Raw genomic sequence first — 23062 nt, 5'->3', positions numbered from 1 at the left:
AAAATACTGGAATGGGACGGCGATGGCTTCTGGCTGTATTTCAAGAGGCTGGAGCGCGGGCATTTCCGCTGGCCTGCATCAGACAATGAGGCCACCATGGTCTTGAACAGCGCTGAATTATCCTGCCTGATTGACGGCGCAAAGCTGGAAAAAAAGCTACGCCGCAGCGAGCTTTTCGAGCGTAAAATTTCATAGCATATCAGGGGTAAAATGCCTGATTTCGTTGATTTCATGCGGGTTTCCCGGTATAATGAACGTATGGAAACGCCAGAGATTTCGATAGAAAATTTACTCAAAACCAATGAAGCATTAAAGGCGGAAAACGAGCAGCTACGGGATCAAGTCCAGTGGCTTATGGAACAGTTTCGCCTTGCAAAGCATCAACAATTCGGCGCCAAAAGCGAACAAACCCATCTTGATCAGCTTTACCTATTCAACGAGGCGGAGCAGTCTGCGAATTTGACCGCACCGGAGCCGGAAATCACCGAGGTTAGGGCGCATTACCGTAAGAAAACCCGCCTAATCACCGACAAACTGCCGGAGGATTTACCGGTCGAGATCATCGAACACGGACTGTCGGAAGAAAAACGCGCCTGTCCGGACTGCGGTTGCACCCTGCATAAAATGGGCGAAGATACCCGCGAAGAACTTAAAATCATCCCGGCGCAGGCGGTTATTGTCCGTCATGTGCGGCACGTCTATGCCTGCCGCCGCTGTGAGGGTTTCTCCGAGCGAGTGCCGATTGTCAAGGCGGATATGCCTGAACCCGTCATCAAGGGTGGGTTCGCTTCACCTGAATCGATCGCTCACATCGCCACCCAGAAATTTGTGATGGGTAGCCCGTTGTACCGTCAGGAACAGGAATGGGCGCTAAACGGCATTTTGCTTTCCCGCCAAACCATGTCCAACTGGCTTATCAAAGCCTGTGAGGACTGGCTGGAGCCAATATACAAACAGATGAAGCGGCAATTATGTGGGCAGCAAGTCATTCATGCGGACGAAACCAAGCTTCAGGTACTGCATGAGGATGGCAAACCTGCCCAGAGCAAGAGCTACATGTGGCTCTACCGTACTAGCGGCGTGGCGGAGCGCCAGATTGTGCTGTATGACTACCAGCCAGACCGAAGACATATCCACCCGGAAACATTTTTAAAAAATTTTTCCGGTTTTCTCCATGCCGACGGCTATGAAGGCTACCACAAGCTACCCGCTGGGATTGCCGTTGTAGGTTGTTGGGCGCATCTGCGCCGGAAATTTGACGAAATACTGCAAACACTACCGAAAGATAAACGGGGTTCGTCCGACGCCGCCAAAGGGGTCGCCTATTGTGATCAACTGTTTGATTTGGAGAAACGGTTCGCCTTGCTGTCTCCTGAAGAACGTCTCAAAGAGCGCGAACGGTTAAGCAAGCCACTGGTTGAGGAATTTTACACGTGGGTTGGGTCGCTCCGCGTCTTGCCCAAAACCCTTATGGGCAAGGCGGCGTATTATGCGGCGTCGCAGCGGGAATATCTTGAACGGTACCTGCTGGACGGACGGCTTCAAATCAGTAACAACCGCGCGGAAAACTCGATTCGTCCCTTTGTTATGGGCCGTAAGAACTGGCTGTTTTCCAACACGCCCAACGGTGCGAGGGCTAGTGCGGTCTATTACAGCCTCATTGTTTCCGCCAAGGAAAATGGACTTGTGCCTTTTGAATACCACAAAAGTTTTCACCCAGGCTCCAAACGGCGCGCGCGTCGAAAATCTCTTGCCCTGGAGGGTGTGACCCCTGGATTGACGGTTACCAATAACCGGGATATTTCAGCCGAAAATAATACCAGCGATTGTTTTCGCCCGCCTTTGCCTGCGCGTCCTGCCACATGACCCCCTTGAGAGAAAACGAAGGTCTTGTCAAAACCCCAAACTTTCAAACCTCAAAAAAGATACCGGAAGGCTTCAGAAACGTTATCGGGGATGGGGGACCGGTATTAGTTTGGGGCCCCATAAGGTTACAGCTTGCAACATTTATAGTATGAGCTCTTGATGGTAAATTGGAATAGCGATTGTCGCGTTTCCACAAATTATTTTCATTTCATCATTTTTCGTTCAAAATTTTCATTATTGATCTCTTAAATTTAATTTGCAAGATCGATTATTCGATTTTTGAAATAGAAAATTTAATTCTTCAGCTGGAAAATCCGATTCTTCTGGTCAATATTTTAATTTTTCCGTTCAAAAGTTCAATTCTTGAGATGAAAAATTCAATTCTCCACATCAAAAAATCAATTTGCGGAATCGAAAAAAATTTCTCCGGATCCGTATTGCAATTTTAAAGGAGTGAAAGTTCCAAGATTTGCGAGAGGGAAACCCGTTTCTTTGTTGAAGATATCTGAAGACAGCGGTTCCTTCATCAAAAATTAAGACGAGGAGGTTAATATGAAACGGCTTTACCTATTCCTGATGGTTATTCTTCTTTGTAGCTCGCTTCAGATTGCCACCGCCTTTAGTGGCGATCCCAATGTCATCCAGATCTCACGGAGCATTGAAGCAGCTGCCTCGGAAGCCGGACAAAAAACCGAATTGTGGATTCCTGCAGAGCCCCTTGATTTCGATTCGTTATTCAGCTGGGACCTGACCATCACCAAAAAAAGTCTGGTTTCAGAGAAAGATGCGGCGTATTTCGCCATTATCGAACCGGGTGCCACCGAGAAGACGCTAGTCCGGCGACTCTTCACCGGAAATGGCAGTTTAATCGTTCCAAAAGGAACCCGTTACAAAGTGTTGTTATCGGCGGGAGAGTATTCGAATTTTTTCAGCAAAAGCGGTGCCGAAGTACAGGCAAAGTTACAATATACTGAAGCCGTGGTTCGTTACACGCAAGGGGATCAACCCTATACGTTCCGCTTCGAAGCTTCCGGCCCGGACGGTTTCACCGATTGGACTTGGTTTTGGACCGGCCGGCAACCGAGTAGCGGCAATCCGGTTACAATCCAATTCGATAGAGCCGGGAAAATGCCAGTGATCCTCGAAGCCAAGGGTGGGGCAAACAGCCGAAAGTTCTATTTTGATCTGGAAGTCCCTTCTTTGGTTGCGATGAATCCGAAGGTTAGTCCGTTGCAAGGAACGGTGGAGTTGCAGGTAAACGCCGAAGTAAACGCGGTGGTCAATTACGGCCAAAAGGCCAATTACACCTGGGATTTTGGAAACGGAACGATTCTGGAAGGCCCGCAAACGAGCTATACCTACACCCAACCCGGAAAGTACTTCTTGACATTGACTGCGGCAGTGGATCAATATACGTATCGAAAATCCTGGTTAGTTGAGGCTGCTCCTTTGAATATCCGGCCGAATCCAATCGTGGCGCCGCTAACCACCGGCCCTGTCCCGCTGGAGGTCACCGGCAATGTAAACCCGCAGATTACGGGGAACCCGACGGATTTGCAATACACTTGGGATATTGCAGGGGAGCTCGTCGCAGATGCGACATTCCAGCACACCTTTACCGAACCGGGCGATTACAAAATCGTGTTACATACTGTGGATAAGCTCCATCCCAAGCTGCCCATCCCGGACGAAACGATTTGGGTAAAGGCGCTGCCGCCCCAGATTGGTCTCAGTCCCAAAGCGTCTATCAATACCGGGGTGATTCCGCTGACCGTGGCGTTTGATGCCGGTTTGGAAGTCAAGGGTTCGCCCAGTGATATCGCTGTCCATTGGGATTTCGGGGACGGGCAATATTCGGACCAGGCCAAACCGGTTCACATCTTTAAAGAAGCCGGCGAATACGATGTCCTGTTGGTAGTTTCCGACCGTTTGCATCCCGGGAATTTATCTTCAGCCGTTATTAAAATAAAAGCGGAGGCTCCTCAGTTAAAACCAGTGGCCACAGCCAGCACTGACAATGGTTTGATTCCGTTCAAGGTCAATTTCGCGGCGCAAACGAGTATTACCGGCTCGCCCAGTGAACCGCTTTATCGTTGGGACTTTGGCGATGGAGCCACCAGTTTCGATCAGAATCCCAGCCATACCTATACCCGGGAAGGAACCTTCACGGTAAAGCTGGTGGTTCAAGACCGGTTGCATCCGGAGAACAAGGCCGAGACCTCCCTGCAGATCGTCACGAAGATGCCGAAATTACGGTTGACGGCTTCACTGCAACCGACTTCCGGAAAAGCGCCGTTCACAGTACAATGCAGAGCCTGGGGGGACAAGGAAGGGGAGACGAGTCCTGTCCTCAAATACTTATGGGATTTCGGCGACGGCACCCAGGCGACGACCCCCGATCTGCAACATGTCTTCGAAAAGCCGGGAACGTATACCGCGATCATTTCCATTGAAGATCCCGTCCTGGGGCTGAAGGAGAGAAAAAGCTTTAAAGTTACCGTGAAGTGAGTCCATTCGCTAAATTTTCCGGTAAAATGAGTTTGTAATTCCAGCAATTTTCATTCAAAACGCCGCTATGTATCTATGCATGGCGGCTTTCAATTTAGCGCATTCAATTCTAATCGATCGCCCACAACCCCAAATTTATTTGGCAAAATATTCAAAATGGCAAATTTGCAAAAAAAAGCTTCCATTTCATTCGGAATCCGATATAATAAGAATAGTTTGCATTCACAACAGCCAAATATTTTTTATAACCATTGCATCAAACAATCCGTTCAGATATCCGTTCAGATAAAGGAGACGAGTGAATGACTGTTCAAATCATTACCGATAGTACTTCCTATCTTCCCCAGGATTTGCGGGAAGAATACGGAATCAAGGTCGTTTCACTGAGTGTAACTTTTGAAACGGAGTCTTTTCGGGAAGAAGCGCTCGACAACGATACTTTCTATCGGAAGATGGCGGAAAGTTCCCGAATTCCTACTTCATCGCAACCATCGCTGCAGGAACTTTATGAAGCGTTTGTCGCACCGATTCGGGAAGGGCGCCCGGTGATTGGAGTTTTCCTCTCGGCCGAACTGAGCGGGACCTATAATTCAGCGTTGTTGGTCCGGGACCAATTGCTGGAACAATATCCGGAGGCTCAAGTTGAGATGATCGATTCACGCACCGCCGCCATGGAGATGGGGCTGGCGGTTTTAGCAGCCGCCAAAGCCGCCAAAGCGGGGGAATTATTTGTGGCTGTGATTGAACGCGTGAAACGTGTCCTGGAAAGAAGCCGTCTCATTTTCGCTCCGGAAGTTCTTGAATATCTTCGCAAAGGGGGGCGTATCGGTGGCGCCAGTGCGTTATTGGGATCCCTATTGCAGATTAAACCGATCCTTACCGTGATTGAGGGTAAAGCGGCGGTTTTGGAAAAGGTCCGCACCAAGGGCCGGGCGATGGAGACCATGATCAAAATCCTGCTGGAAGATGTGCGCACCAAGGGATTGGGTGATGTCGTGGTTCACCATATTAATAACGAGATCGAAGCGTTGCATATTGCCGATATTTTAAAAGAAGCCTTGCAGGTTGTAGTACCGATCTGTCCGATCGGACCGGTCATTGGCCTCCATGTCGGACCGGGAACCGTTGGAATGGCTTATTATACCTTGAAATAACCAGCAAGCCTGGGTATTTAAAATTACGAAGACCGTTTTTCAATCCTGCTGATAATTTGAACGTTATCCGCGTAGAATGATCTTATCCCATCCGAAGAGTCTCGAAAGGATATCTGGCGGTTGCTGCAGTTAACCCGCCTTAACAAAACTGGAGGAATGTAATCATGAGCACTCGAAAGATTCCCGCGATCTCCCCGTTATTTCTTTTATTGACAAGTACCTTTGTGACCTGCCTGATCCTCTCCAACATTATCGCCGGAAAACTGATTACTGTTTTTGGCATCCCATTGCCTGCCGCGGTGATTCTGTTCCCGATCACCTATATTTTCGGTGACATTTTGACCGAAGTGTATGGTTTCGAACGGGCACGCCTCGCGATTTGGTGCGGCTTCTTCGCCAATTTATTGATGGCGGCCGTCTTCATGCTGACCGTCGTACTGCCGCATCCGGCCTTTTGGAAGGATCAAGCCGCCTACCAAACAGTTTTAGGTTTTGCACCGCGACTGGTGCTGGCGTCCCTGCTCGGTTATTGGGGAGGGGAATTTGCCAACTCGGTTGTCTTATCAAAAATGAAGCGACTGACCCGCGGGCGCCGGCTTTGGATGCGGACTCTCGGATCAACGGCAGTGGGCGAAGGTATCGATACTTTGGTCTTTATTACCATTGCTTTTTGGGGATTGATGCCGCCACCGGTTTTGGGCACAATGATTTTAGCCCAATATCTCTGGAAAGTCTGCTATGAAGCGTTAGCAACGCCTTTGACTTACTGGGCCGTCAATCGAGTAAAGCGCCACGAAGGTTTGGATGTTTTCGATGACAGCGTCAGCTATAACCCTTTTTCGTTGGAGGTGCGCCATGAACCCTAATGATTTGACATTTGAGGCTTTGGGAAAAGTAGTCCGTGAACCTTCGCGTCGCCTGGAGACTTTCCCTAAACCGCCCGGGGTCCAAACAGTGATCCTTGAAAGCGATGAGGTGACCAGCCTCTGCCCGATTACCGGCCAGCCCGACTGGGAAACAGTAACCATCGAGTTCGAGCCGGATCAGTTTTGTATCGAGAGCAAAAGCCTCAAGCTTTATCTCTGGAGTTTCCGGCAGGATGGAGCATTCTGCGAGGCACTGGCCGGACAGATCGCCCAGGACGTTTATGAAGCCTGTAAACCTCATTGGTGCCGGGTTACGGTCAGCCAAAAACCGCGCGGCGGAATCACTATTAAGGCCGTGGCGGCTGCCGGGGATGTTCTTGAGGGTAAGTAAAACAAGCTTTCTTTCAGAGTAGTCAAATTTCGAAACCACCGTAGAAAGAACGCGGTGGTTTTTTGGTCGTAAAAAATACAATTTTATGACAGGGAGGAAGAATCTTTTCGAAAACGCGCAGCATGGTTGTATCTCAAAAAGAATTGAAACTAGCACCATGGCTCCTCTCACATCCGGGCATTCCCCTATCCCAAGCTGCTCATAAAATTCTGCAACTGGCTTTCGGTCAGCCCGACTCCGAGACGGCCATCGAGACGTTTGGTTAGTTTTCCTTTGACAAAATAAAGGACGGACGGGACGACCGTTACGTCATAGTGGCCCATTAGAATCTCCCGGTCGTCAATGAGTACACAAGGAAAAACCTGCTCGTTCGCGCCGCAATGTCTATCAAAGACTGGGAAAAAGGCGATGCAAAACGGGCACCAAGTGGCGGAAAAAAGCACGGCTACTCGTTCATGGGCCGCGAGGACTTCGTTGAGTTGGGCTTCATGATGGATTTGGGTACAAGTGTGAACGGCATTCATCGGTGAATCTCCTTTTTAATCTTTTCATTGGCAGGTGAGCGGCAAGGATTTATCAAGGGAATATTCTTTATCCAACCGGTTTTTCCTCTTCCTAAAGTACAGTGTGAAGCCGGGTTCATTTCACCAACGGATGATTTAATTTACCCGTATTCCCATGAAAACATGAACCTGTATCCAAAAGATACAAGCAAGTTGAGCCATAACAGCCCAACTCGCCTGATAGAGAGGAGTGAAAAATGCCTAGATTGCAAAAACATGATTCCCGATGCGATCGACGATGGTCCGGGTCCAAACCCATGAAGGACCATTCAGTTTGGCCGGATTAAAGAAAAACTTCGCTCCGCCCGTCGGGTCCCAGCCACGCAGTGCCACTTGGGCCGCATGATACGAATCGGCGACCGGCTCAGCCCAGATCAGGCCATTGGAAACTGATTCAAACTGTAGCGGTTTAAAAACATTTCCGGTGATGCTGTCCGGGAATCTGGCATCGTGGATACGATTCAGGATCACTGACGCCACGGCGACTTTTCCTTCAAAAGGCTCGCCACCCGCCTCGGCTGTAATGAGTCTGGCCAACAAGGTCAGGTCACGAGTGTCAATTGCGGTTGGTGAAACTTTCGATTTCTGCACCGGAATGAGCAATCTCTCTCCGGGGTAAATCAGGTCGCCTTTGAGTCCATTGGCCTGTTTCAATTCATAGACCGTGATTCGGTTTCTAAGGGCAATCCAATATAAGGATTCCCCGCCTTGGATCTGATGGTGCGCTATCGCTTGAACAGAAGCAGCGCCGGATGATAACATGAGGAGCGTTGCTCCGATGATGAGCATCGCTTTTTTCATTGTTATAGCTCCTTTCCGTATGAAAATCTTCTTTTTTACACTTATCAATTTAAGTTAAGGAGATAGGTTTTAAATTATCCAAAAACATCATTGCAACACATACGACCGTAACGCTTAACCTAAAAGATTCCCTGGTTGTTAAACAGGCCGGTTTTTCCCAAAAAGTTGTAGAAAAGTGCCGTATTCAACCGCGAAGGTCATTATAGCAAGGGAAATAAGTTGCGTCAAAGTACAAGTTTTGGCAAATGCCCGTTATCCATTCTGATAGGATGGGAACCTTAGCCCAAAGGCATCCCTGATCGCAAGCAAGTTTGATGGCATAATTTTCCGGTTGCCAGTTGGCTGATCATTATGTAATATATTAAGAGTCGAACGGAAATGAATTTTCTGAGGTATTCGTCAGCTTCAATTTTGAACCTACATTATAAAAACGGGAGATTTATATTTAATTACGGATTCCGGGCTCTACAACCGAGGAGAGGGAAGAAGTAATTGTGCGATCACCCACCTATCGAGAGATAGGTGTCAAAACTGAGGCAACGGTGTCTTGGATACAAGAAAAAACTTAAGTAATTGCTACTTAAGTTTTTTTTGTGGCAAAATGAAGCACGTTATGATTCCGATCCGACTGTGACGTTTCTTCCGTCGTTGACTGCCGGCACGGTCCGTCCCAATGGGGCTAGAGGCGGGCATTGAAAATTAAAGATATGTAACACTTCAGGCATTGGGTTTGACAGGTCAAATTCTCCGGTTTATGATGAAACCATACTTGGAATCGGAGGATATATTCTATTCTTTTTTGAATGTGATAGCAGGCCATGAACAATTCTAACGTGAGTCAAACGAAGAATACTCATTTTGACTTCGTCGATCTATTAAAAGGGTTCGGCATTTTCCTGGTGGTGTGGGGGCATACGATGACCCCGCGGTCAATTTACATTTACTCTTTTCACATGCCCTTGTTCTTCTTCCTATCGGGATTCGTTCATAAGGATAAACCTTTCCGGCAATTCGTCCTCTCTAAAATCAATGCTTTATACATTCCGTACCTGACGTTTTCGGCATTGTCCTGGATGTTCTATTTGGTTCAAATGCTGCTGGACCGGCGCCTGGAAAGTGTCTCTACCCATTTGCCGAAGCTTCAGTCGCTCCTGACAGGTTCCGCGGACAACGGGGGAAATAATCCGATCTGGTTTCTAACCTGCATCTTAGTGGTCAGCATCATTTTTTTGGTGCTGGATCGCTACCTGAAACACCCCGCGGTTCAATGCGGGGTCATCCTGGGTCTGTCGCTGATCGGTTATCGCTTAAGCCTGGCCCGCTTCGATTTGCTCTTTCAGTCGGATATCGCCCTTTCGGGCTTGGTCTTTTACTGGCTGGGATATTCGATAAAAAAATGCAATTTTCTGCAGCATCTCAACGACGTGAAACGCAGAAAACTCGTTTGGGTCATCGTAGCCTGCGAGATCATTCATATTGCTACGGCCTATTTAAATACCCGGCTGGCCGAGATTCAACGGGTGAATATGGCCGGCAATTTACTGGGCAATTACTTTTTATTTTATATTTCAGCATTGACGGGGATCGCGGTTTTTTTGATAATCGGATACAAATTGCAATATATTCACGTCTTCAACCACCTCGGCATGAATACCCTGATCATTTTGGCGACTCACAAGCCGCTGTTGCAGGTATTCAACAACCTGCTGGACGGCTATGTGAATACCGATACCCGGTTGTATGGCTTTTTATCGAGCATTTTGGCGATCGCCCTCTCGTTGCTGCTGGGCATCTATCTCAATAAAAAATTCCCGTATATCATCGGGAAAAAGCCTTTTTACCAATTATTCCACAAGACCACTCCACCCATTTCCCATTGAGCGCATCACCGTGTTCCGCCGGAGAAACGGGGGTTATCATTCCCTCGCCCAAAGAGGGATGGCCTTCTTCGCGTTACAGCCCCCAGGCCAAAACAAGCATTTCTGCTCATCCGGAGAGCGGAAGCGGCTTGTTTTTTTATTTTTTCGGACGAAAGCAGAAAACTTACATTTCAAAGGAACGTTTCAATTAAAACCGGTAATTCATGCCCAGTCGGAAGCCGTGTTGCGCAAATTCCAGATCGACCTTTTCCGGAATGGAGCTGCCGTTGAGCGTTTCATTACAGCCGGTGGCTTTGGCGTATTGATCGGAGTAGCCTAATTCGGCGGTAAAATTAGGGTTGATGGCGTAGGTTAGACCGGCATTCATTTCAACCCCCAAGGTGTTACCGGTGTCGATCCAGTCCCAGGCCGGGGTGTGATTGGCCCAATGGCCATAGGCTTTGGCCGAAAGATATGCAACGCTGACCCCTGCCGACATCGCCAGCTTCGAGTTGAAACGGATGGTATTGTCAATTCCGATGCGCGGGCCGCTGAGCTTGCCATTGAGATAACTTCCATCGTCGGGTTGGGTCAGATTACCGACGGGAATGCCGTCCGAAAGATGATAAACCACATCATTCAGCTTGTTGCTGGTGTCTTGCCGGCCCCAACCGGCAAAAACAGCGCTCGAAAAACGCTCGTTTTCCACCAGCGTCCTGCCGATATCGACCGACAGCACCTTCTGGCGGCCATAGGCTGTCATATCGCCGTAATCCGTCAATATATCCAGGCCGGGAATGGTCCAATCCTTATCATAACCTCTGCCTTTATTGCCGAGGCCGGTCTGGCCGTATTGTCCCCGGATGAAGTTTTTACCGTTGCCAAAATTGTATTGGAGTCCGAAGAGTGTCATCTGTTGTTTTTGAGGCAGGCTGACTTTGGATAGCAATTGTGATGAGTCCTCATAATGTAGATCATAATTAAAAGAGCCGTCAACCTTCCATTGCTGGGCGGAGAGTTGCCATGAGGGTCCGGGAGCCGCTAGGGTTGCAGTGGCGAACGTCATGAAAATGAAGACCGAGGTAAACGTCGTTACGATCGTTTTCATCAAAAAACCCCTCCCAATGGTCTGTATTATAACATACTTCATCAAATATTGAATATCCATTATATGTATTGTAAAGCCTCATAAAATAAAAAATCATTCATAAATCCGTTTTCGAGATTACAAATATAAATAATGATATAAATCTTAGCAATTTCCATATTTTCATTGAAAAATTAATGTTCTTCCTAGCAATGAAAAATTTAGAATTTCCAAAATGAATTGCCCAGGCTCAAAATGACTTTGTTCGATTTGTTATATAAAACAAAAAAGAAACCCCATTTATTACATTTTTAAATAGTGACAATGGTTTCATTGCCGGTATCCGGGGTTGAAATGTAGAGCGGAGCGAGCCCCAAAAACCCGGAACGGGAGTGGAGCGGTAGTGCGGACGTCGTCCCACGCTGAGAATATTTATGGAATTGACTCGGTCTCGCCGAATGGCTATAATGATTCTGATCGCCTGTGGTTCGAGTTGATTTTTTCGCCACACGCGGGTCCCAAACTTTTGAACCCGGAGGAAAACTTGCTCTCTGCCCGGATTTGCTCCTATAAAACTTTTTTTATCGTTTTCGCCATCGCGATGTTGTTCCTGAACATGGCCTTTATTGGGCTATTCGCGAGCAGGGAGCTGACTTCCGACTCCGATGTCATCCGCCTATATGCGGATCTGGTTGAGAGCATTCAGACCATAACCCATGGTCATGAGCGTTCGAGTTTATACGCATTATTAAGTTCGCTGAAGAATATTGTCGGCAAAATCAAAAAATTATGCCCAATTGAAAGCAACTCCGATCTGGCGAAAGGTTCCGCCGCTCAAAACGACGGAGTTGCGATTCTGGTTATTTTGTTATTTGCCATTTTTTATCTTTTGTCGCGTACTTGCTCAGAAAAGCCTGCAGCCTCCCATCGTTTCACGAAATTTTTTGTTGTGGAAAAATAAGGAGGCGTTTGAATCATGATAGTTGGCATCATTGTCGGAGTATTTTTCCTTGCTGCTGCCGGTGTTGTGGTTTTTCTGGCCATTGACGACTTGAAACATTCCAAGGCCGTTAAGGAAGAAAAACAGCTGGAAAAGAAGAAGGAGAAGTAAACCGAGCGGTTGTCCGTTCGAAGTAAAAAAAGGGTTGCCAGGTTCAAAACTTGACAACCCTTTTTTCGCTCAAGGACTGCGTTACTGAATCGCATGGAAGAGGAGACTGCGCAGTTTGGTAAAGTTATCCGAGTCTAACGATTGAAAGGAGACGCCGATAAGGGCTTGATCCGAGTCCCGCTCCTCCAGAGAGCTCCTGCACCAAACGCAGATCCCTTTCAATTCGATGGTGAGCTCGGCATGGTGTATCGTCACCTTGACCTCCTCGGCTTCGGAAAATTCTTCGGGCACAGTCGCTTTAATTCCGCCGTAACTTAAATCCTCGACCATCCCTGACACCGGCGCTTTTCCATTTCTAAAAAAATCGGCCGGAATTTGAACCGCGATTCGAAAATCTTTTCTTTCCTGATGAAAAGCGGTCTCCGGGAGCGGAGAATTCCATTCGGAACGGTTTTTACCTTTCGAATAATCATAAATATAATTCCATTGTTCGGGGGAAAGGTTCAAAAAACGAATTTCGTAATAGACAACCCGGTTCAAATCAGTATCGATCCCCAATCGTAACTGGTGGATCTCTCCGCTGACGCGGATCTGTCCGATCAAAGGCAGGTTAAATACAGTCTCCAGCCTCTCCGAATCTCCTGCCAGGTCTACGCCCCAGGGCAGATGAAATTGAATGCCTTGAGCATTGATCGTGGTGATTTGAGCGGTAATCATCTCCCGATTTTTCTTTTCGAAGCGCATCGTCAGCTCGGTTTTGAAGCGATCGTGGTGAGACGACCGCCGTTCGACAGTCCCGGTTAACATGGCGTCGTTTAGCCCCCCATAGTTTTTATTTTGATCATCGTCGTTATTTTAGGAAGCCAATATGGTCAGTGAAAAAATTGGAAATTTTCGCAAGGAAGGGTCAAAAATTTCAGCAAAAAGAATCGAATTTGCGGTTGATGGAATTGATAAGTCTTCCGTTTTTAAGCTTTCTTTACCAAAATTATATACTTGAACGTATATTTTCTCAAGTCCAATGGAAGGAAAGTGAAAATCCGCAATCTTATTTTCTGAAAAACTGCGGCGATAAAAACGGTAGAGGACGATTACTTCCAGAGGCGAATGTTTTATTTCTGAGTTTGCGGAATTACCATTCTCATTTTATAATAGAATATGAGATCTTTTTTGGAAAAGGTTATCATGACGTTGGGTAGGATAAATATCGAACCAGGCGGAATGAATAATTACCCGATTAAAATTTGCATTTGAAGGAGTTTTCCAATGTGGAAGCCGCGTATTAAACCTCGAGAATTTCGGTTTCGGGCCGGCGCCCGGACCGAATTGGATCAAGCCTTTCTTAAAATCGTCGGCAATTTGTCGCCGGAAGCCAATTTGAGTGAATTTATCAAATCGGCCGTGGTTGAAAATGAATTGCGAAAGAGCGAGCAGTCCCCGGCGGACCGGATGCTAAGGGAGAGCAGTGAGCTCCTGGAGAAAGTGCAGTTTCTAAAAGGGCGAATGCAACAGCTGGATTTTACGGCGCTTCCTCCACAAAAGGCCGGAATAATAAAGAAGGTTCTATTCTGTCTCGAACAGTTTGAAGTTGGAATGAATACAGTAATTGGAGAAAACCACCATGAATGAGGCAAGTTGTAAAACGAGTTTTCGGGTACGATATCAAGAGACTGATAATATGGGTTTTGTGCATCATTCGGTCTATCTCATCTGGTTTGAAGTGGGAAGGACCGAGTGGATGCGCCAGAAAGGTTTGACATATCGGGATTGTGAAGCAAAAGGTTGGCTGCTTCCTCTGGTGGAAGCCGGCGCTCAATATCACCACCCAGCTCATTACGATGACTTGGTGGAGATAGAAACCACCCTACGCCGTGAGAAGGGAGTTTCTTTTCGTTTCGATTATATTGTCAAAAACATGGCGGATGGCCTAATCTTGGCCACCGGATTCACCAAGCATGTTTGTATAGGACTCGATCACAAAATTAACCGCGCTGCAACGAAGAGACTTCAACAACTTTTCATGTGAAAATACTTAGTCCATAGGTTGTTTCACAGGTTAATAACCAGCGACATATCATGTAGCAGAAAGTATACCCACTTCGACGGGATAATTGCAGATTCGTTATTGTTTCTCTAAGTAAACATTTTTCTGTTTTATATATTTTTTTGTTCCTGGAGAAGTGCTGGTTGGAGGAGGAGTGGCATGTCACCGTTAACGAATGGTAACTGCCGTCCTGATCCAGTCGAGAGGTTGAGTCCACGGGAAAAAGAAATTTTACCCTTGGTAGCCCAAGGTTTAGATAATCGGCAGATCGGTAAATTACTTTTTATCAGCGAAAAAACAGCAAAAAACTATATTACCAGCATCCGCAAGAAACTGGGTTTAGCCAATCGGACTCAAATCGCTCTCTACGCAATCAGGGAAGGGCTAATTGAGGTGAAACCTAAGGAAGAGCAATAAGGTTAAGAGCGAAAATTATTAAAAAAATATGGGCTGAGAATGGCCCATATTTCTTTTTGGAATACCGTGCCGCGTTTTCCCTATTTTACATAAAGGTTTTTTGCCGATTTAGGTGAAATACTCTATCAACCGAAATAGTTAAGCTGATTTTCGGAGAACATTCAAAAAAACATTCAACCAATCAACGCAGCAACTTACCGACCAATTTAAAGGAGCAAGCCATGTCGCAACCGAACACTGCAAAATCACTTAAACCAACCACGCTTATTTATCCAGCATTCATCGCACTCACATTCGTACTCACTTACTCATCCATCGTTCGAGCACAAACAGCAGTTTTGGTACGTACCAACGATCCAAGCCCGAAATCTACCACCCAAGGTTCTCCACCAGCTTCGAGTTTGGCGGCTTCATCCGGAAAGAGGGTAACCAGTTTTCATGAAGTGTCAGTTTTAACCCGTGAGGAGCAAGAACTGGTTCTTCTGATTAACCAGGAAAGATCGCACACTGGTTTGCCGGAACTGGAGATTGATCCGATTTTGGTGAAGTTGGCTCAAGCCAAGAGCCGGGATATGGTCAGCGAAAACTATTTCGGCCATATTTCCGAACGACTGGGTACCGTATATGATCAATTGAAACGAGCGGGTTATGTTTATCAGGCGGTCGCCGAAAACCTGACCGGCGCTCCGAATTATCGGAAAGCGCACGCCCGGCTGATGTCCAGTTCCTCTCATCGCGGCAATCTATTGAATCCCCGTTTTACCCGAATCGGAGTTGGGATCGTCAAGGGCGGCCCCTTCGGTGAAATGATTACCGAGATCCTGGTCGATTGAGCAAATATCCAATATTTTATATGGCATATAGGACCGCGGCATTAGTGCCGCGGTTTTTCTTTACCGGATAGCACACACTTGGACATTTGCATATAATGAATTAGAATTTGAAACCTTTCAAATATTCGGCCCCAACAGCCGAAGTCACGAAAGGAGGTAATCAAGTGGAAACGGATGACCTTAAAAACGACGTTAGTTTGAAAAAGGAGACTAAAAAAACAAAGTCCAGTAAAAAGAGTAAAAAAACGATAGCAAAAGCCGAAGAAACCAAAGAAGAGCTTACCCAGCCGCAACCCCCCAAAAAGGCAGAAGAGACAAAAAAGAAAAAAAAGCCTTCCAAGAAAAAGAAGAAAACTCAAGCAACCGCTGAACAGTTAACCGTCTCTCAGGCAGAGAAAAAAATAGATACAGACTTGGAGCCTCAATCCATGGGTCAGATTGAGGTCGGCAAAATTCCAGATATCGCTCTTGATCCTCGGCCGTTAGGTCCGGTTGAGGTCAGTAAGATAAAGGTACAATTTCTTTCCAAAGAGAAGACAGCAGCACGTTCCCAACAGACAGCCAGTACTTCAAGCGAAACAAGCGAAGAGGCAACTGATCAAAGTCAGTCACTCCAATCCGAAGATCAGGACGAACCAGCGGTAAAAAATATGCAAGGCGGAACAGTTACGGTTCAACCAACGTCGGCAAACGTGGTGACCAATACCAATGCACCGGCAGCGGTTGAATCTCTGCAGGCGCTGCACCAGGTCCAACTGGCCCAAACGGTGAATCTGCCTTTAAGCGCGATAAAGATTCGAAACGTAGTAGGTAAAATCTGTGATTTGACAACCGAAATTATCTCAAACAAAGTTATCGTCCAAGGGATCGTCCACGAACAATTATTCTTTGTCGGCACGGACGGCATTGTCCATCATTTAGCCGGCGATGACCACTTCAGTACGTTTATTGACGTTCCCGGCGCCCAGCCTTGCATGAACGCCGATGTGTCGGCGGTTATCGAGGAGATCATCACCGAGCTGGCTCCGAACGGTTTATCGGTGACCAAAAAAATAATCATCCAGGTATTCGTCAAGGTTACCGAGACAGTCCAAGCTAACCTGCAAACCGGAGATGGGCCATTACTCTTTGTGAAGCAGGTGGTCGGGGAGAATACAAACCAGACATTGGTCGAAGCCGACATAACACTGGGCGCCCCGGCGATTAAAGTCGATGAGATTGTCGGAAAAATCTGCAATCTTGAGACAGAAATCATCAAAGACAAGGTCATTATTCAAGGGATTCTTCACAAGCAGATCTTCTTTGTGGACACCGCCAACTTGGGCCGCCATCAGGGAGAAGACTTACCATTCAGCTTGTTTGTCGATGTCCCAGGCGTAACCCCGGGAATGGATGTGCAAGTCCATTCAACCATCGAAGGAATCTTCTTCGAACTGATTACTCCAACCCTCTTGAGGCAAAAAGCGGTCCTGGAGTTCTTTGTCAAAGTGACGGAGAACATTACGCTCCCGGTATTGCTGGGAGACGGCCCGCTCTTCAAAGTCGAAGAGTTCGTCGGCGAAAACCGGGTTCAGGATCTAAGCGACACCACGCTAACTCTGTTCAAACCGGCGTTGAAGATCCGGGAGATCGTTTCCAAGCTCTGCGATCTGGAGACCCACGTCATCAAAGATAAGGTTATCGTCCAAGGGATAATCCACAAACAGATCTTTTTCATTGGGACAGATAATATTGAATACCATCAGGCTGAAGACGTTCCGTTTTCCGTCTTCCTGGATATCCTTGGCGCTACATCCTCTGATTCGGTTCACCTGACCACGGAGATCGAAGCGGTCTTCTTTGAGTTGCTTACTACAACCCAGTTAAGACAGAAAGTAATCATTGCAATACAGGCTGTAGTAACCAGAGAAGTACAGTTGAATTTAGTAATCGGTACGGGTCCCCTCTTCAAGTTGGAGCAAGTAATCGGGGAGAATACCACCCAGGTTTTGGTAGTTGCCGAGGAAGCGATTACACCCGTCTCACCGATTACGCCGGTGACTCCGGTGACCCCGGTCAGTCCCGTCACAATCAGCACCGAAACGATTGTCATTCCAGGACAGATCGTCACCAATGTTCTGGTTGAACTACCGGAAGCTGCGATTAAAATAAAAGAGATCATCGCAAACGTTACCAATCTTTCGGCCCAAGTCATTCCCGACGGTGTTCTGGTGGAAGGGATCGTCGACAAAACCGTGGTTTTCGTCAATGCCGACAATGTAGTACGGAGCATTTCCGAACAGATTCCTTTCTCAATCCTGGTCAGTATCCCGGGGATCTCGCAAGATCAGGTCATCCGAGTTACGGTCAACATCGAAGATATCTCCTTTAAGCTGGTGAATTCCGGTTCTGCGGCGAATCAACTGATCGTGCTTGAAGCCGTTGTAGAATCAACCACTCAAAGTCCACAGCAATTTACGGTGGTCACCAATGTGAGCGGACCGGGAATCGTCCAAACGAAGTTGCGGGTCATCGCGAACGTCCTGGTCTCCGGCGGTGGCACTGTGACTCAAGAAATCGATGTAGTGACGGATGTCAGCGGTCCAGGCATCGGCAATGTAACGAAACAAGTGATACCCTTAATTGTCGTAGGGAGCGGGAATCCAAATCCAGTGCCCGTGGAAGTCGTAACCGACGTTCAGCTGGTATAAACAAGATATAGAGGTTAATCTCTCTGGTTAACCTCTTTTTTTTGCCCTACCATGGCGAAATCATCGCATGCCTCATAGGATAATATGTCTGGGTCCTTATTTATTTTCGGGGTTAACTGTTGAAGGAGGAGAGAAGGACGATGGCTAAGATTTTGATTACCGGAAGCCGAGGAACGATCGGAACACCGTTGACGAAAGAGCTGATAAAGCGGGGCCACGATGTATGGCAGGTAGATCTTCAACACTGTAATGAGGCAAATTACATCCGGGCTGACATCAGCGAATACCGCCAACTGGAAAGGGTATTCAAACAGAATTATGACTATGTTTATCATTTAGCCGCTGAATTTGGCAGAATTAACGGCGAAGAATATTATGAGCAAGTCTGGAAGACCAATGTCATTGGAACCCGCAATATTCTTGAATTTCAACAACGACTGGGATTCAAGCTGATATTCACCAGTTCCTCTGAAATTTACGGTGAACCAGGCAATTTGTATCTCAATGAAGAGCTGCCGGAAACATTACCATTGTTCCAACATAATGATTACGCCATCTCAAAATGGGTAAACGAACTCCAAATCGTTAATTTTCAAAAAAAATTCCATACCAGCACCATCCGGGTGAGACTCTTCAACGCATATGGGCCGGGAGAATTATATCACCCGTACCGCAGCGTGGTCTGCCTCTTTTGCTATCGCGCTTTGCATAATCAACCATTTCAGGTTTATAAAAACTATCACCGGGTGTTTATGTATATTGACGACTTGATTCCAACCCTCGCCAACATCGTTGACCGGTTTATGCCAGGACGGGTCTATAACATCGGCGGAAACGAGTATCGGAGCGTTGAAGAACTGGCGGAACTCGTATTACAATATACGGGAGCCAGCCGTGATCTCGTTCAAATTTTACCCGAAGACACCCATAATACGGTGAATAAACGTCCGGATATCACCAAAGCAGTCACCGAACTAGGACATTCACCCCGCATTCCGTTGGAAGAGGGCATTCCTAATACCATCCGTTGGTTGCAGTCGATTTATGAGCCCGTTCGTGTACCGGTGGTTTTAGAAGAGCTGTAAAAAACCTTTCTTCTCCTTTTTTCGTAGTCAAACCCAACCGGTAGAGCCGGAATATGCGGTTGAATGTCAGGGATGGGAACCCGGGAAGCTTCCCCAAACCTTGGGGAAGCTTTCTCAAGGCTTGTAGATGCTTCCCGAAGCCTCCGTCTTCTTTCCCGGAGGTTTGGGGAAGCTTCCCGAAGGTTTGGTCCTTTATCCCGGAACCTTGGGGATGGTTCCCGAAGGCTCCGGGAAGTTAGGATGACGTTTCGGGAAGAAAGGATCCGAAGATCCTATGAAAGGATCACCGGATCCCTTACAAGGATGAAGACCATCCCTTACACGGACGGAGGGATACCTTACAAGGATCGAAAGATCCTTTGAAAGGATCGAGGCATCCCTAACACGGATCATGACATCCCTTACAAGGATGAAGAATATCCTAGTTGGACGAAAGACCATACCTTACATGAGGGATGATCGACTGATATATTAGCAGGGCCGGGATGGAGGACGGAACTGGGGTACGGCAGGATTTTGCGACGGAAAATTTGTGAGAACCCTCGCCTCCTCAAGGGAGAAGGAGCGAGCTTTGGATTTTGGAAGAGGATTCGTCGGATAAAGCTCAATATAATTGGGCAAACGAGCGAATTTTTATGCTTGAATCAAAAAAGACCATCGCGATGATGGTCTTAAACTCTTTCCTTCCATTCTTCCAAGATCATCCCTTTTTCCGCGTTGCCGTTAATAAGATTCAGGTAGCTTGGTTTCTTCTCTGTCCTGAGATAAAATTCGGCTTTTTGCTTCCGTTGCCAAAAATAAACATAACCATAATGCTTCACCCAAACATCGATATCTTTGCGATTGCCGACGATTCCTTTGGGAATACGACCGCAATGATGGTTTTCTGCAAATCCTGACGGCAAAAACTGGAGCGTGTTTAAGTTCTGACCCCACGTGGTCCATAAAGCGTCCTTCCAAAACTGGCCCCACTTGGAATTTTCATTGCGATAATGGTTGAGATCATTCCAAAAATAAAGTAACCGCAGACGAAAAATAGTGTGTTGAGGGTTTTGCGGATCGATTTCGGCTATTTCATCCAAAATTTTGGAGGCGGCTTTTTTCTCCAGAACCTCGTCGCCATCAAGGGCGAGCACCCAATCTGGGTTGAGCGCTAAGGTATATTTTAAAAGTTTGTTCTTATCACGCACTTGATCCGATATGGAACAAAACTGTCGATAATAACGAACCTTGGGAAACTTACGACAGATGCTGGGCGTATTATCCGTTGAACCATCATCGAGAATGACGATATGGTCAGCCAGCTTCGAGGTTTCGGATAATGAATCTCCGATCCACATCGCAACGTTTTTGATTCTCATACTACAAGCAATGACGGGTTTTGACAATAAAATTCCTCCTAAAAGCCATGTGATAAAGTCCTCAAATTCGGAAATCACTCTTTCAAAGGATTAAAAATCGACTTTATCCCTTGCTTCTCTGAGCTTTTGTGTTCACCCTGGCCTTCGGACAGGGTTTATCACAACGCTCCTAAATGACTTCTAAATGGTAGGTATCCGGCTGAGCGGGGTCAAATTCTTTGTCAATATAGGCAATGAGAATCGCCGTTTCGGAATGAGTATTTACCAAAGCATGAGCCACACCTGCTGGAATTGAAACAACTTCAGGAGTGTTTGCCGAAAGATGTTTAGTAGCTTGCTCTAAGCTATGAGTATCTCTAACAACCAGATCCACTTCACCCTGGGCCAGAAAGAACCATTCATTCTTGTTAAGATGGTAATGGTTACCGCGTTTTGCACCAGAATTCATTGTAAATAGATAGATTAAACCCCAATCGTCACGTCCGAATTGTGTTCCCGGAAAAACCTCCAACAATCGTCCCCGAGGATCCGATTTTTCGTCCAACAATCGACTTTTGATATTCACTCTCTTGTTCCTCCTTGAAGCATTTTAAGCTTTCGGCCACCGTTGGCGGAGGGTGGCCAAAGGTGGCGGAAATTTTTGTTGTATTTAGGCTGACATCGCGAGGTCTTGGCGCCTCAAACTGAAAGTCATTTACGGAAATGGGAATGATTAAATTAGGGTTCAAACCATAAACTTCAGCAAGTTTTAGACCCATCTCATATTTTGATACCCTTTGTGCACCCGCTAAATTCCAAATGCCGGTCAAATTCCGTTCCACTGCCTGCAAGACAAGCTTTGTCAAACAGCCGGTATAAAGTGGAGTGGAGAAGAGATCGGAAAATAGCGATACGGGTTGATTTTTTTGAAGTTTTTTAACGATCTTTTCTGGGAGGCTTTCTTTATTGCTCTGCAAATTGTTTCCAAAGATACAGGTGCGGACAATCAGGCTATTATCCGGTAAAAGCTGTTCCGCCGCATATTTAGATTTTGCATAAACATTGATGGGATGGGGAAGAGCATTTTCGGAATAATTACCGGAAACTCCGTCAAAAACGAAATCAGTTGAGATATAGACGAATCTGGCCTCGGGAAAAGCTTTCAAAAGGTTTTTGGTACCATCGAAATTAACAAGCCATGCTTCTTCCCAATGTTTCTGGCAATAATCAACATCGGTCAAAGCCGCGGTGTGAACCACCAAATCGACTTGGAATGATGGAATAATCGGCTTGGTAATGTCAATAAAAAGATCCCGGCAGCCCGGAATATATGTAGGTTCTCCATATTGCGTGACAAGAGTATCGAACCTAGCAGCGAACTCCAGTGCCATGCGGTGACCTAGCATACCGTTAGCACCAGTGATTAAGGTTCTCATTCAACCATCCTTCTTCTTGAAGAACTTTGCGTATTTCTGCTTTCGAAAGAGGAGTAGTCTTGTCGGAGCTATACTCCCCGGAGATCATTTTATTAAGATGATTGTAGATTTGATACGATATCGGCAACGAAACCTTGGGCAGGATCACGAAATAATCCTCGTCTTCTACGGTCCGGAGTGATTCTTCTTCCGAAACTAATACCTCATGAATTTTCTCGCCCGGTCTGACACCCATTTTTTCCACACGTAACTGTTTGGAAGTGTCAAGTTCCTCAAGCATGGTCTCAGCCAAATCGATAATCTTTATGCCCGGTAACTTTTTGACAAAAATTTCACCTCCGATACTCAATTCCAGCGCTTTAAAGACAAGATCGATCGCTTCATCGAGTTTAATCACAAACCGCGTCATTTGATAGTCTGTAATGGTCAGATTTTCATGGTTCCGGATTAAGTGGATAAAGTGTGGTATAACCGACCCGCGGGAACCGATGACATTCCCATAGCGAACACAAGCAAAAACCGTTCGTTGTTGCCCTTGATTCGCGATGGTCATAATTTTTTCTTGCAATGCTTTTGTCATTCCCATGACATTGACGGGTTTGACAGCTTTGTCAGTGCTTATTGCGATAACTTTTTCGACACCGTTTTCAATGGCTGCCTCAACCAAGTTTTGAGCTCCTTCAACGTTTGTCAGTATCGCCTGACGAACATTGTATTCACACGAAGGAACTTGTTTAAGGGCCGCAGCATGAAATACATAATGAACTCCATTGAGACTTTCTTTTAAGGAGGAGCGATCCCGAACATCCCCGATAATGAATTTCACAAATGGAAACTCACTATACAATTTTCTTAAGTCGTCTTGCTTTTTTTCATCGCGGCTAAAGACCCGGATTTCATCCGGATGCAAATCAACCAGGCGTTGTAGGATTTGGTGGCCGAAGGAACCGGTTCCTCCTGTAATAAGAATCTTTTTACCGTTAAACAATGAGGTCACCTCTTTGGGCTTTA

General features: G+C 46.6%; 23 protein-coding genes, 1 other RNA gene and 1 pseudogene. 17 read left to right on the top strand and 8 right to left on the bottom strand.

Annotated elements, in window-relative coordinates; translation table 11 throughout:
- From tnpB to queF, 6 genes and pseudogenes are all read left to right on the top strand, one after another.
- Nucleotides 1–195 (top strand): IS66 family insertion sequence element accessory protein TnpB (tnpB, locus tag EDC14_RS21735; RefSeq protein WP_132016424.1); only part of this gene is annotated, 195 nt, incomplete at its 5' end.
- Between the two features lie 63 nt (nt 196–258).
- Nucleotides 259–1768: pseudogene (gene tnpC, locus EDC14_RS21730) on the top strand (IS66 family transposase).
- A 650-nt stretch (nt 1769–2418) separates the two neighbouring features.
- Nucleotides 2419–4374 (top strand): PKD domain-containing protein, encoded by a 1956-nt coding sequence (locus EDC14_RS27605; protein ID WP_132016423.1) that lies wholly within the window; start codon nt 2419–2421, stop codon nt 4372–4374.
- Nucleotides 4375–4676: 302 nt separating this feature from the next.
- A complete protein-coding gene (locus EDC14_RS21720; RefSeq protein ID WP_132016422.1) occupies nt 4677–5528 on the top strand; it encodes a DegV family protein in 852 nt (283 codons plus the stop codon).
- A gap of 164 nt (nt 5529–5692) precedes the next feature.
- Complete coding sequence (locus EDC14_RS21715; RefSeq protein ID WP_132016421.1) at nt 5693–6394, top strand: queuosine precursor transporter; 702 nt, start codon at nt 5693–5695, stop codon at nt 6392–6394.
- A complete protein-coding gene (gene queF / locus EDC14_RS21710) occupies nt 6384–6785 on the top strand; it encodes a preQ(1) synthase (protein WP_132016420.1) in 402 nt (133 codons plus the stop codon). The genes EDC14_RS21715 and queF overlap by 11 nt, the downstream gene beginning before the upstream one ends.
- Before the next feature lie 185 nt (nt 6786–6970).
- Here the strand turns inward: queF and EDC14_RS21705 are convergent, their stop codons facing one another.
- Both EDC14_RS21705 and EDC14_RS21700 read right to left on the bottom strand, forming a co-directional pair.
- On the bottom strand, nt 6971–7309 hold the full coding sequence (locus tag EDC14_RS21705; RefSeq protein WP_132016419.1) for a thioredoxin family protein: 339 nt from the start codon (nt 7307–7309) through the stop codon (nt 6971–6973).
- A gap of 240 nt (nt 7310–7549) precedes the next feature.
- On the bottom strand, nt 7550–8149 hold the full coding sequence (locus EDC14_RS21700; RefSeq protein ID WP_132016418.1) for a cell wall hydrolase: 600 nt from the start codon (nt 8147–8149) through the stop codon (nt 7550–7552).
- Between the two features lie 381 nt (nt 8150–8530).
- On the opposite strand from EDC14_RS21700, the gene ssrS reads away from it, so the two are divergent.
- Nucleotides 8531–8707, top strand: a non-coding RNA gene (gene ssrS, locus EDC14_RS21695) — 6S RNA.
- Between the two features lie 260 nt (nt 8708–8967).
- Complete coding sequence (locus EDC14_RS21690) at nt 8968–10029, top strand: acyltransferase family protein (protein WP_132016417.1); 1062 nt, start codon at nt 8968–8970, stop codon at nt 10027–10029.
- A gap of 187 nt (nt 10030–10216) precedes the next feature.
- On the opposite strand, the gene EDC14_RS21685 is transcribed toward EDC14_RS21690, so the two are convergent.
- Complete coding sequence (locus EDC14_RS21685; RefSeq protein WP_132016416.1) at nt 10217–11116, bottom strand: outer membrane protein; 900 nt, start codon at nt 11114–11116, stop codon at nt 10217–10219.
- Nucleotides 11117–11498: 382 nt separating this feature from the next.
- On the opposite strand from EDC14_RS21685, the gene EDC14_RS21680 reads away from it, so the two are divergent.
- Both EDC14_RS21680 and EDC14_RS27600 read left to right on the top strand, forming a co-directional pair.
- Nucleotides 11499–12056, top strand: a complete 558-nt coding sequence (locus tag EDC14_RS21680) for a hypothetical protein (protein WP_132016415.1) — start codon at nt 11499–11501, stop codon at nt 12054–12056.
- 15 nt (nt 12057–12071) lie between these two features.
- A complete protein-coding gene (locus EDC14_RS27600) occupies nt 12072–12206 on the top strand; it encodes a hypothetical protein (RefSeq protein WP_279388787.1) in 135 nt (44 codons plus the stop codon).
- 81 nt (nt 12207–12287) lie between these two features.
- Here EDC14_RS27600 and EDC14_RS21675 read toward each other — a convergent pair whose 3' ends face one another.
- Entirely contained in the window at nt 12288–13013 is a 726-nt protein-coding gene (locus EDC14_RS21675; RefSeq protein WP_132016414.1) for a PilZ domain-containing protein, read from the bottom strand.
- A gap of 68 nt (nt 13014–13081) precedes the next feature.
- Between EDC14_RS21675 and EDC14_RS21670 the strand changes: the two genes are divergently transcribed.
- From EDC14_RS21670 to EDC14_RS21640, 7 genes are all read left to right on the top strand, one after another.
- Nucleotides 13082–13405 carry a hypothetical protein gene (locus EDC14_RS21670; protein WP_132016413.1) on the top strand — a complete coding sequence of 108 codons (324 nt, stop codon included), beginning with the start codon at nt 13082–13084 and terminating at the stop codon, nt 13403–13405.
- 67 nt (nt 13406–13472) lie between these two features.
- Nucleotides 13473–13835 carry a hypothetical protein gene (locus tag EDC14_RS21665; RefSeq protein WP_132016412.1) on the top strand — a complete coding sequence of 121 codons (363 nt, stop codon included), beginning with the start codon at nt 13473–13475 and terminating at the stop codon, nt 13833–13835.
- Nucleotides 13828–14232: an acyl-CoA thioesterase gene (locus EDC14_RS21660; protein WP_132016411.1), complete on the top strand. Its 405-nt coding sequence runs from the start codon at nt 13828–13830 to the stop codon at nt 14230–14232. Before EDC14_RS21665 ends, EDC14_RS21660 begins: the two co-directional genes overlap by 8 nt.
- A gap of 177 nt (nt 14233–14409) precedes the next feature.
- Nucleotides 14410–14667, top strand: coding sequence for a response regulator transcription factor (locus EDC14_RS21655; RefSeq protein WP_132016410.1), 258 nt, complete (start codon nt 14410–14412; stop codon nt 14665–14667).
- A 221-nt stretch (nt 14668–14888) separates the two neighbouring features.
- Nucleotides 14889–15500, top strand: a complete 612-nt coding sequence (locus EDC14_RS21650) for a CAP domain-containing protein (protein WP_132016409.1) — start codon at nt 14889–14891, stop codon at nt 15498–15500.
- Between the two features lie 164 nt (nt 15501–15664).
- Nucleotides 15665–18190, top strand: a complete 2526-nt coding sequence (locus EDC14_RS21645; protein WP_132016408.1) for a DUF3794 domain-containing protein — start codon at nt 15665–15667, stop codon at nt 18188–18190.
- A gap of 140 nt (nt 18191–18330) precedes the next feature.
- Nucleotides 18331–19275, top strand: coding sequence for an NAD-dependent epimerase/dehydratase family protein (locus EDC14_RS21640; protein WP_132016407.1), 945 nt, complete (start codon nt 18331–18333; stop codon nt 19273–19275).
- 671 nt (nt 19276–19946) lie between these two features.
- Here the strand turns inward: EDC14_RS21640 and EDC14_RS21635 are convergent.
- The 4 genes from EDC14_RS21635 to EDC14_RS21620 form a co-directional block, all read right to left on the bottom strand.
- The gene (locus EDC14_RS21635) at nt 19947–20663 is read right to left on the bottom strand and encodes a glycosyltransferase (RefSeq protein ID WP_132016406.1); all 717 of its coding nucleotides are present in this window, start codon (nt 20661–20663) and stop codon (nt 19947–19949) included.
- A gap of 142 nt (nt 20664–20805) precedes the next feature.
- Entirely contained in the window at nt 20806–21147 is a 342-nt protein-coding gene (locus EDC14_RS21630; protein WP_165908216.1) for a polysaccharide biosynthesis C-terminal domain-containing protein, read from the bottom strand.
- Nucleotides 21113–22051 carry an SDR family oxidoreductase gene (locus tag EDC14_RS21625; protein WP_132016404.1) on the bottom strand — a complete coding sequence of 313 codons (939 nt, stop codon included), beginning with the start codon at nt 22049–22051 and terminating at the stop codon, nt 21113–21115. The genes EDC14_RS21630 and EDC14_RS21625 overlap by 35 nt, the downstream gene beginning before the upstream one ends.
- Entirely contained in the window at nt 22026–23039 is a 1014-nt protein-coding gene (locus EDC14_RS21620) for a polysaccharide biosynthesis protein (protein WP_165908215.1), read from the bottom strand. The genes EDC14_RS21625 and EDC14_RS21620 overlap by 26 nt, the downstream gene beginning before the upstream one ends.
- Between the last annotated feature and the right edge of the window lie 23 nt (nt 23040–23062).

Source organism: Hydrogenispora ethanolica (genome assembly GCF_004340685.1).
In the GTDB taxonomy this organism is placed as follows: domain Bacteria; phylum Bacillota; class UBA4882; order UBA8346; family UBA8346; genus Hydrogenispora; species Hydrogenispora ethanolica.
Note: the sequence above shows the minus strand (reverse complement) of the source record. Positions and strands in the feature narration are given on the sequence as shown.

Excerpts from the sequence above, each read along its gene's own strand:
- EDC14_RS21640 (WP_132016407.1), top strand. The coding sequence starts at position 18,331 with ATGGCTAAGATTTTGATTACCGGAAGCCGAGGAACGATCGGAACACCG.
- EDC14_RS21650 (WP_132016409.1), top strand. The coding sequence starts at position 14,889 with ATGTCGCAACCGAACACTGCAAAATCACTTAAACCAACCACGCTTATT.
- EDC14_RS21625 (WP_132016404.1), bottom strand. The coding sequence starts at position 22,051 with ATGAGAACCTTAATCACTGGTGCTAACGGTATGCTAGGTCACCGCATG.
- EDC14_RS27600 (WP_279388787.1), top strand. The coding sequence starts at position 12,072 with ATGATAGTTGGCATCATTGTCGGAGTATTTTTCCTTGCTGCTGCCGGT.
- EDC14_RS21690 (WP_132016417.1), top strand. The coding sequence starts at position 8,968 with ATGAACAATTCTAACGTGAGTCAAACGAAGAATACTCATTTTGACTTC.
- EDC14_RS21720 (WP_132016422.1), top strand. The coding sequence starts at position 4,677 with ATGACTGTTCAAATCATTACCGATAGTACTTCCTATCTTCCCCAGGAT.
- EDC14_RS21715 (WP_132016421.1), top strand. The coding sequence starts at position 5,693 with ATGAGCACTCGAAAGATTCCCGCGATCTCCCCGTTATTTCTTTTATTG.
- EDC14_RS21665 (WP_132016412.1), top strand. The coding sequence starts at position 13,473 with ATGTGGAAGCCGCGTATTAAACCTCGAGAATTTCGGTTTCGGGCCGGC.
- EDC14_RS21660 (WP_132016411.1), top strand. The coding sequence starts at position 13,828 with ATGAATGAGGCAAGTTGTAAAACGAGTTTTCGGGTACGATATCAAGAG.
- EDC14_RS21675 (WP_132016414.1), bottom strand. The coding sequence starts at position 13,013 with ATGTTAACCGGGACTGTCGAACGGCGGTCGTCTCACCACGATCGCTTC.
- EDC14_RS27605 (WP_132016423.1), top strand. The coding sequence starts at position 2,419 with ATGAAACGGCTTTACCTATTCCTGATGGTTATTCTTCTTTGTAGCTCG.
- queF (WP_132016420.1), top strand. The coding sequence starts at position 6,384 with ATGAACCCTAATGATTTGACATTTGAGGCTTTGGGAAAAGTAGTCCGT.
- EDC14_RS21655 (WP_132016410.1), top strand. The coding sequence starts at position 14,410 with ATGTCACCGTTAACGAATGGTAACTGCCGTCCTGATCCAGTCGAGAGG.
- EDC14_RS21705 (WP_132016419.1), bottom strand. The coding sequence starts at position 7,309 with ATGAATGCCGTTCACACTTGTACCCAAATCCATCATGAAGCCCAACTC.
- EDC14_RS21700 (WP_132016418.1), bottom strand. The coding sequence starts at position 8,149 with ATGAAAAAAGCGATGCTCATCATCGGAGCAACGCTCCTCATGTTATCA.
- EDC14_RS21685 (WP_132016416.1), bottom strand. The coding sequence starts at position 11,116 with ATGAAAACGATCGTAACGACGTTTACCTCGGTCTTCATTTTCATGACG.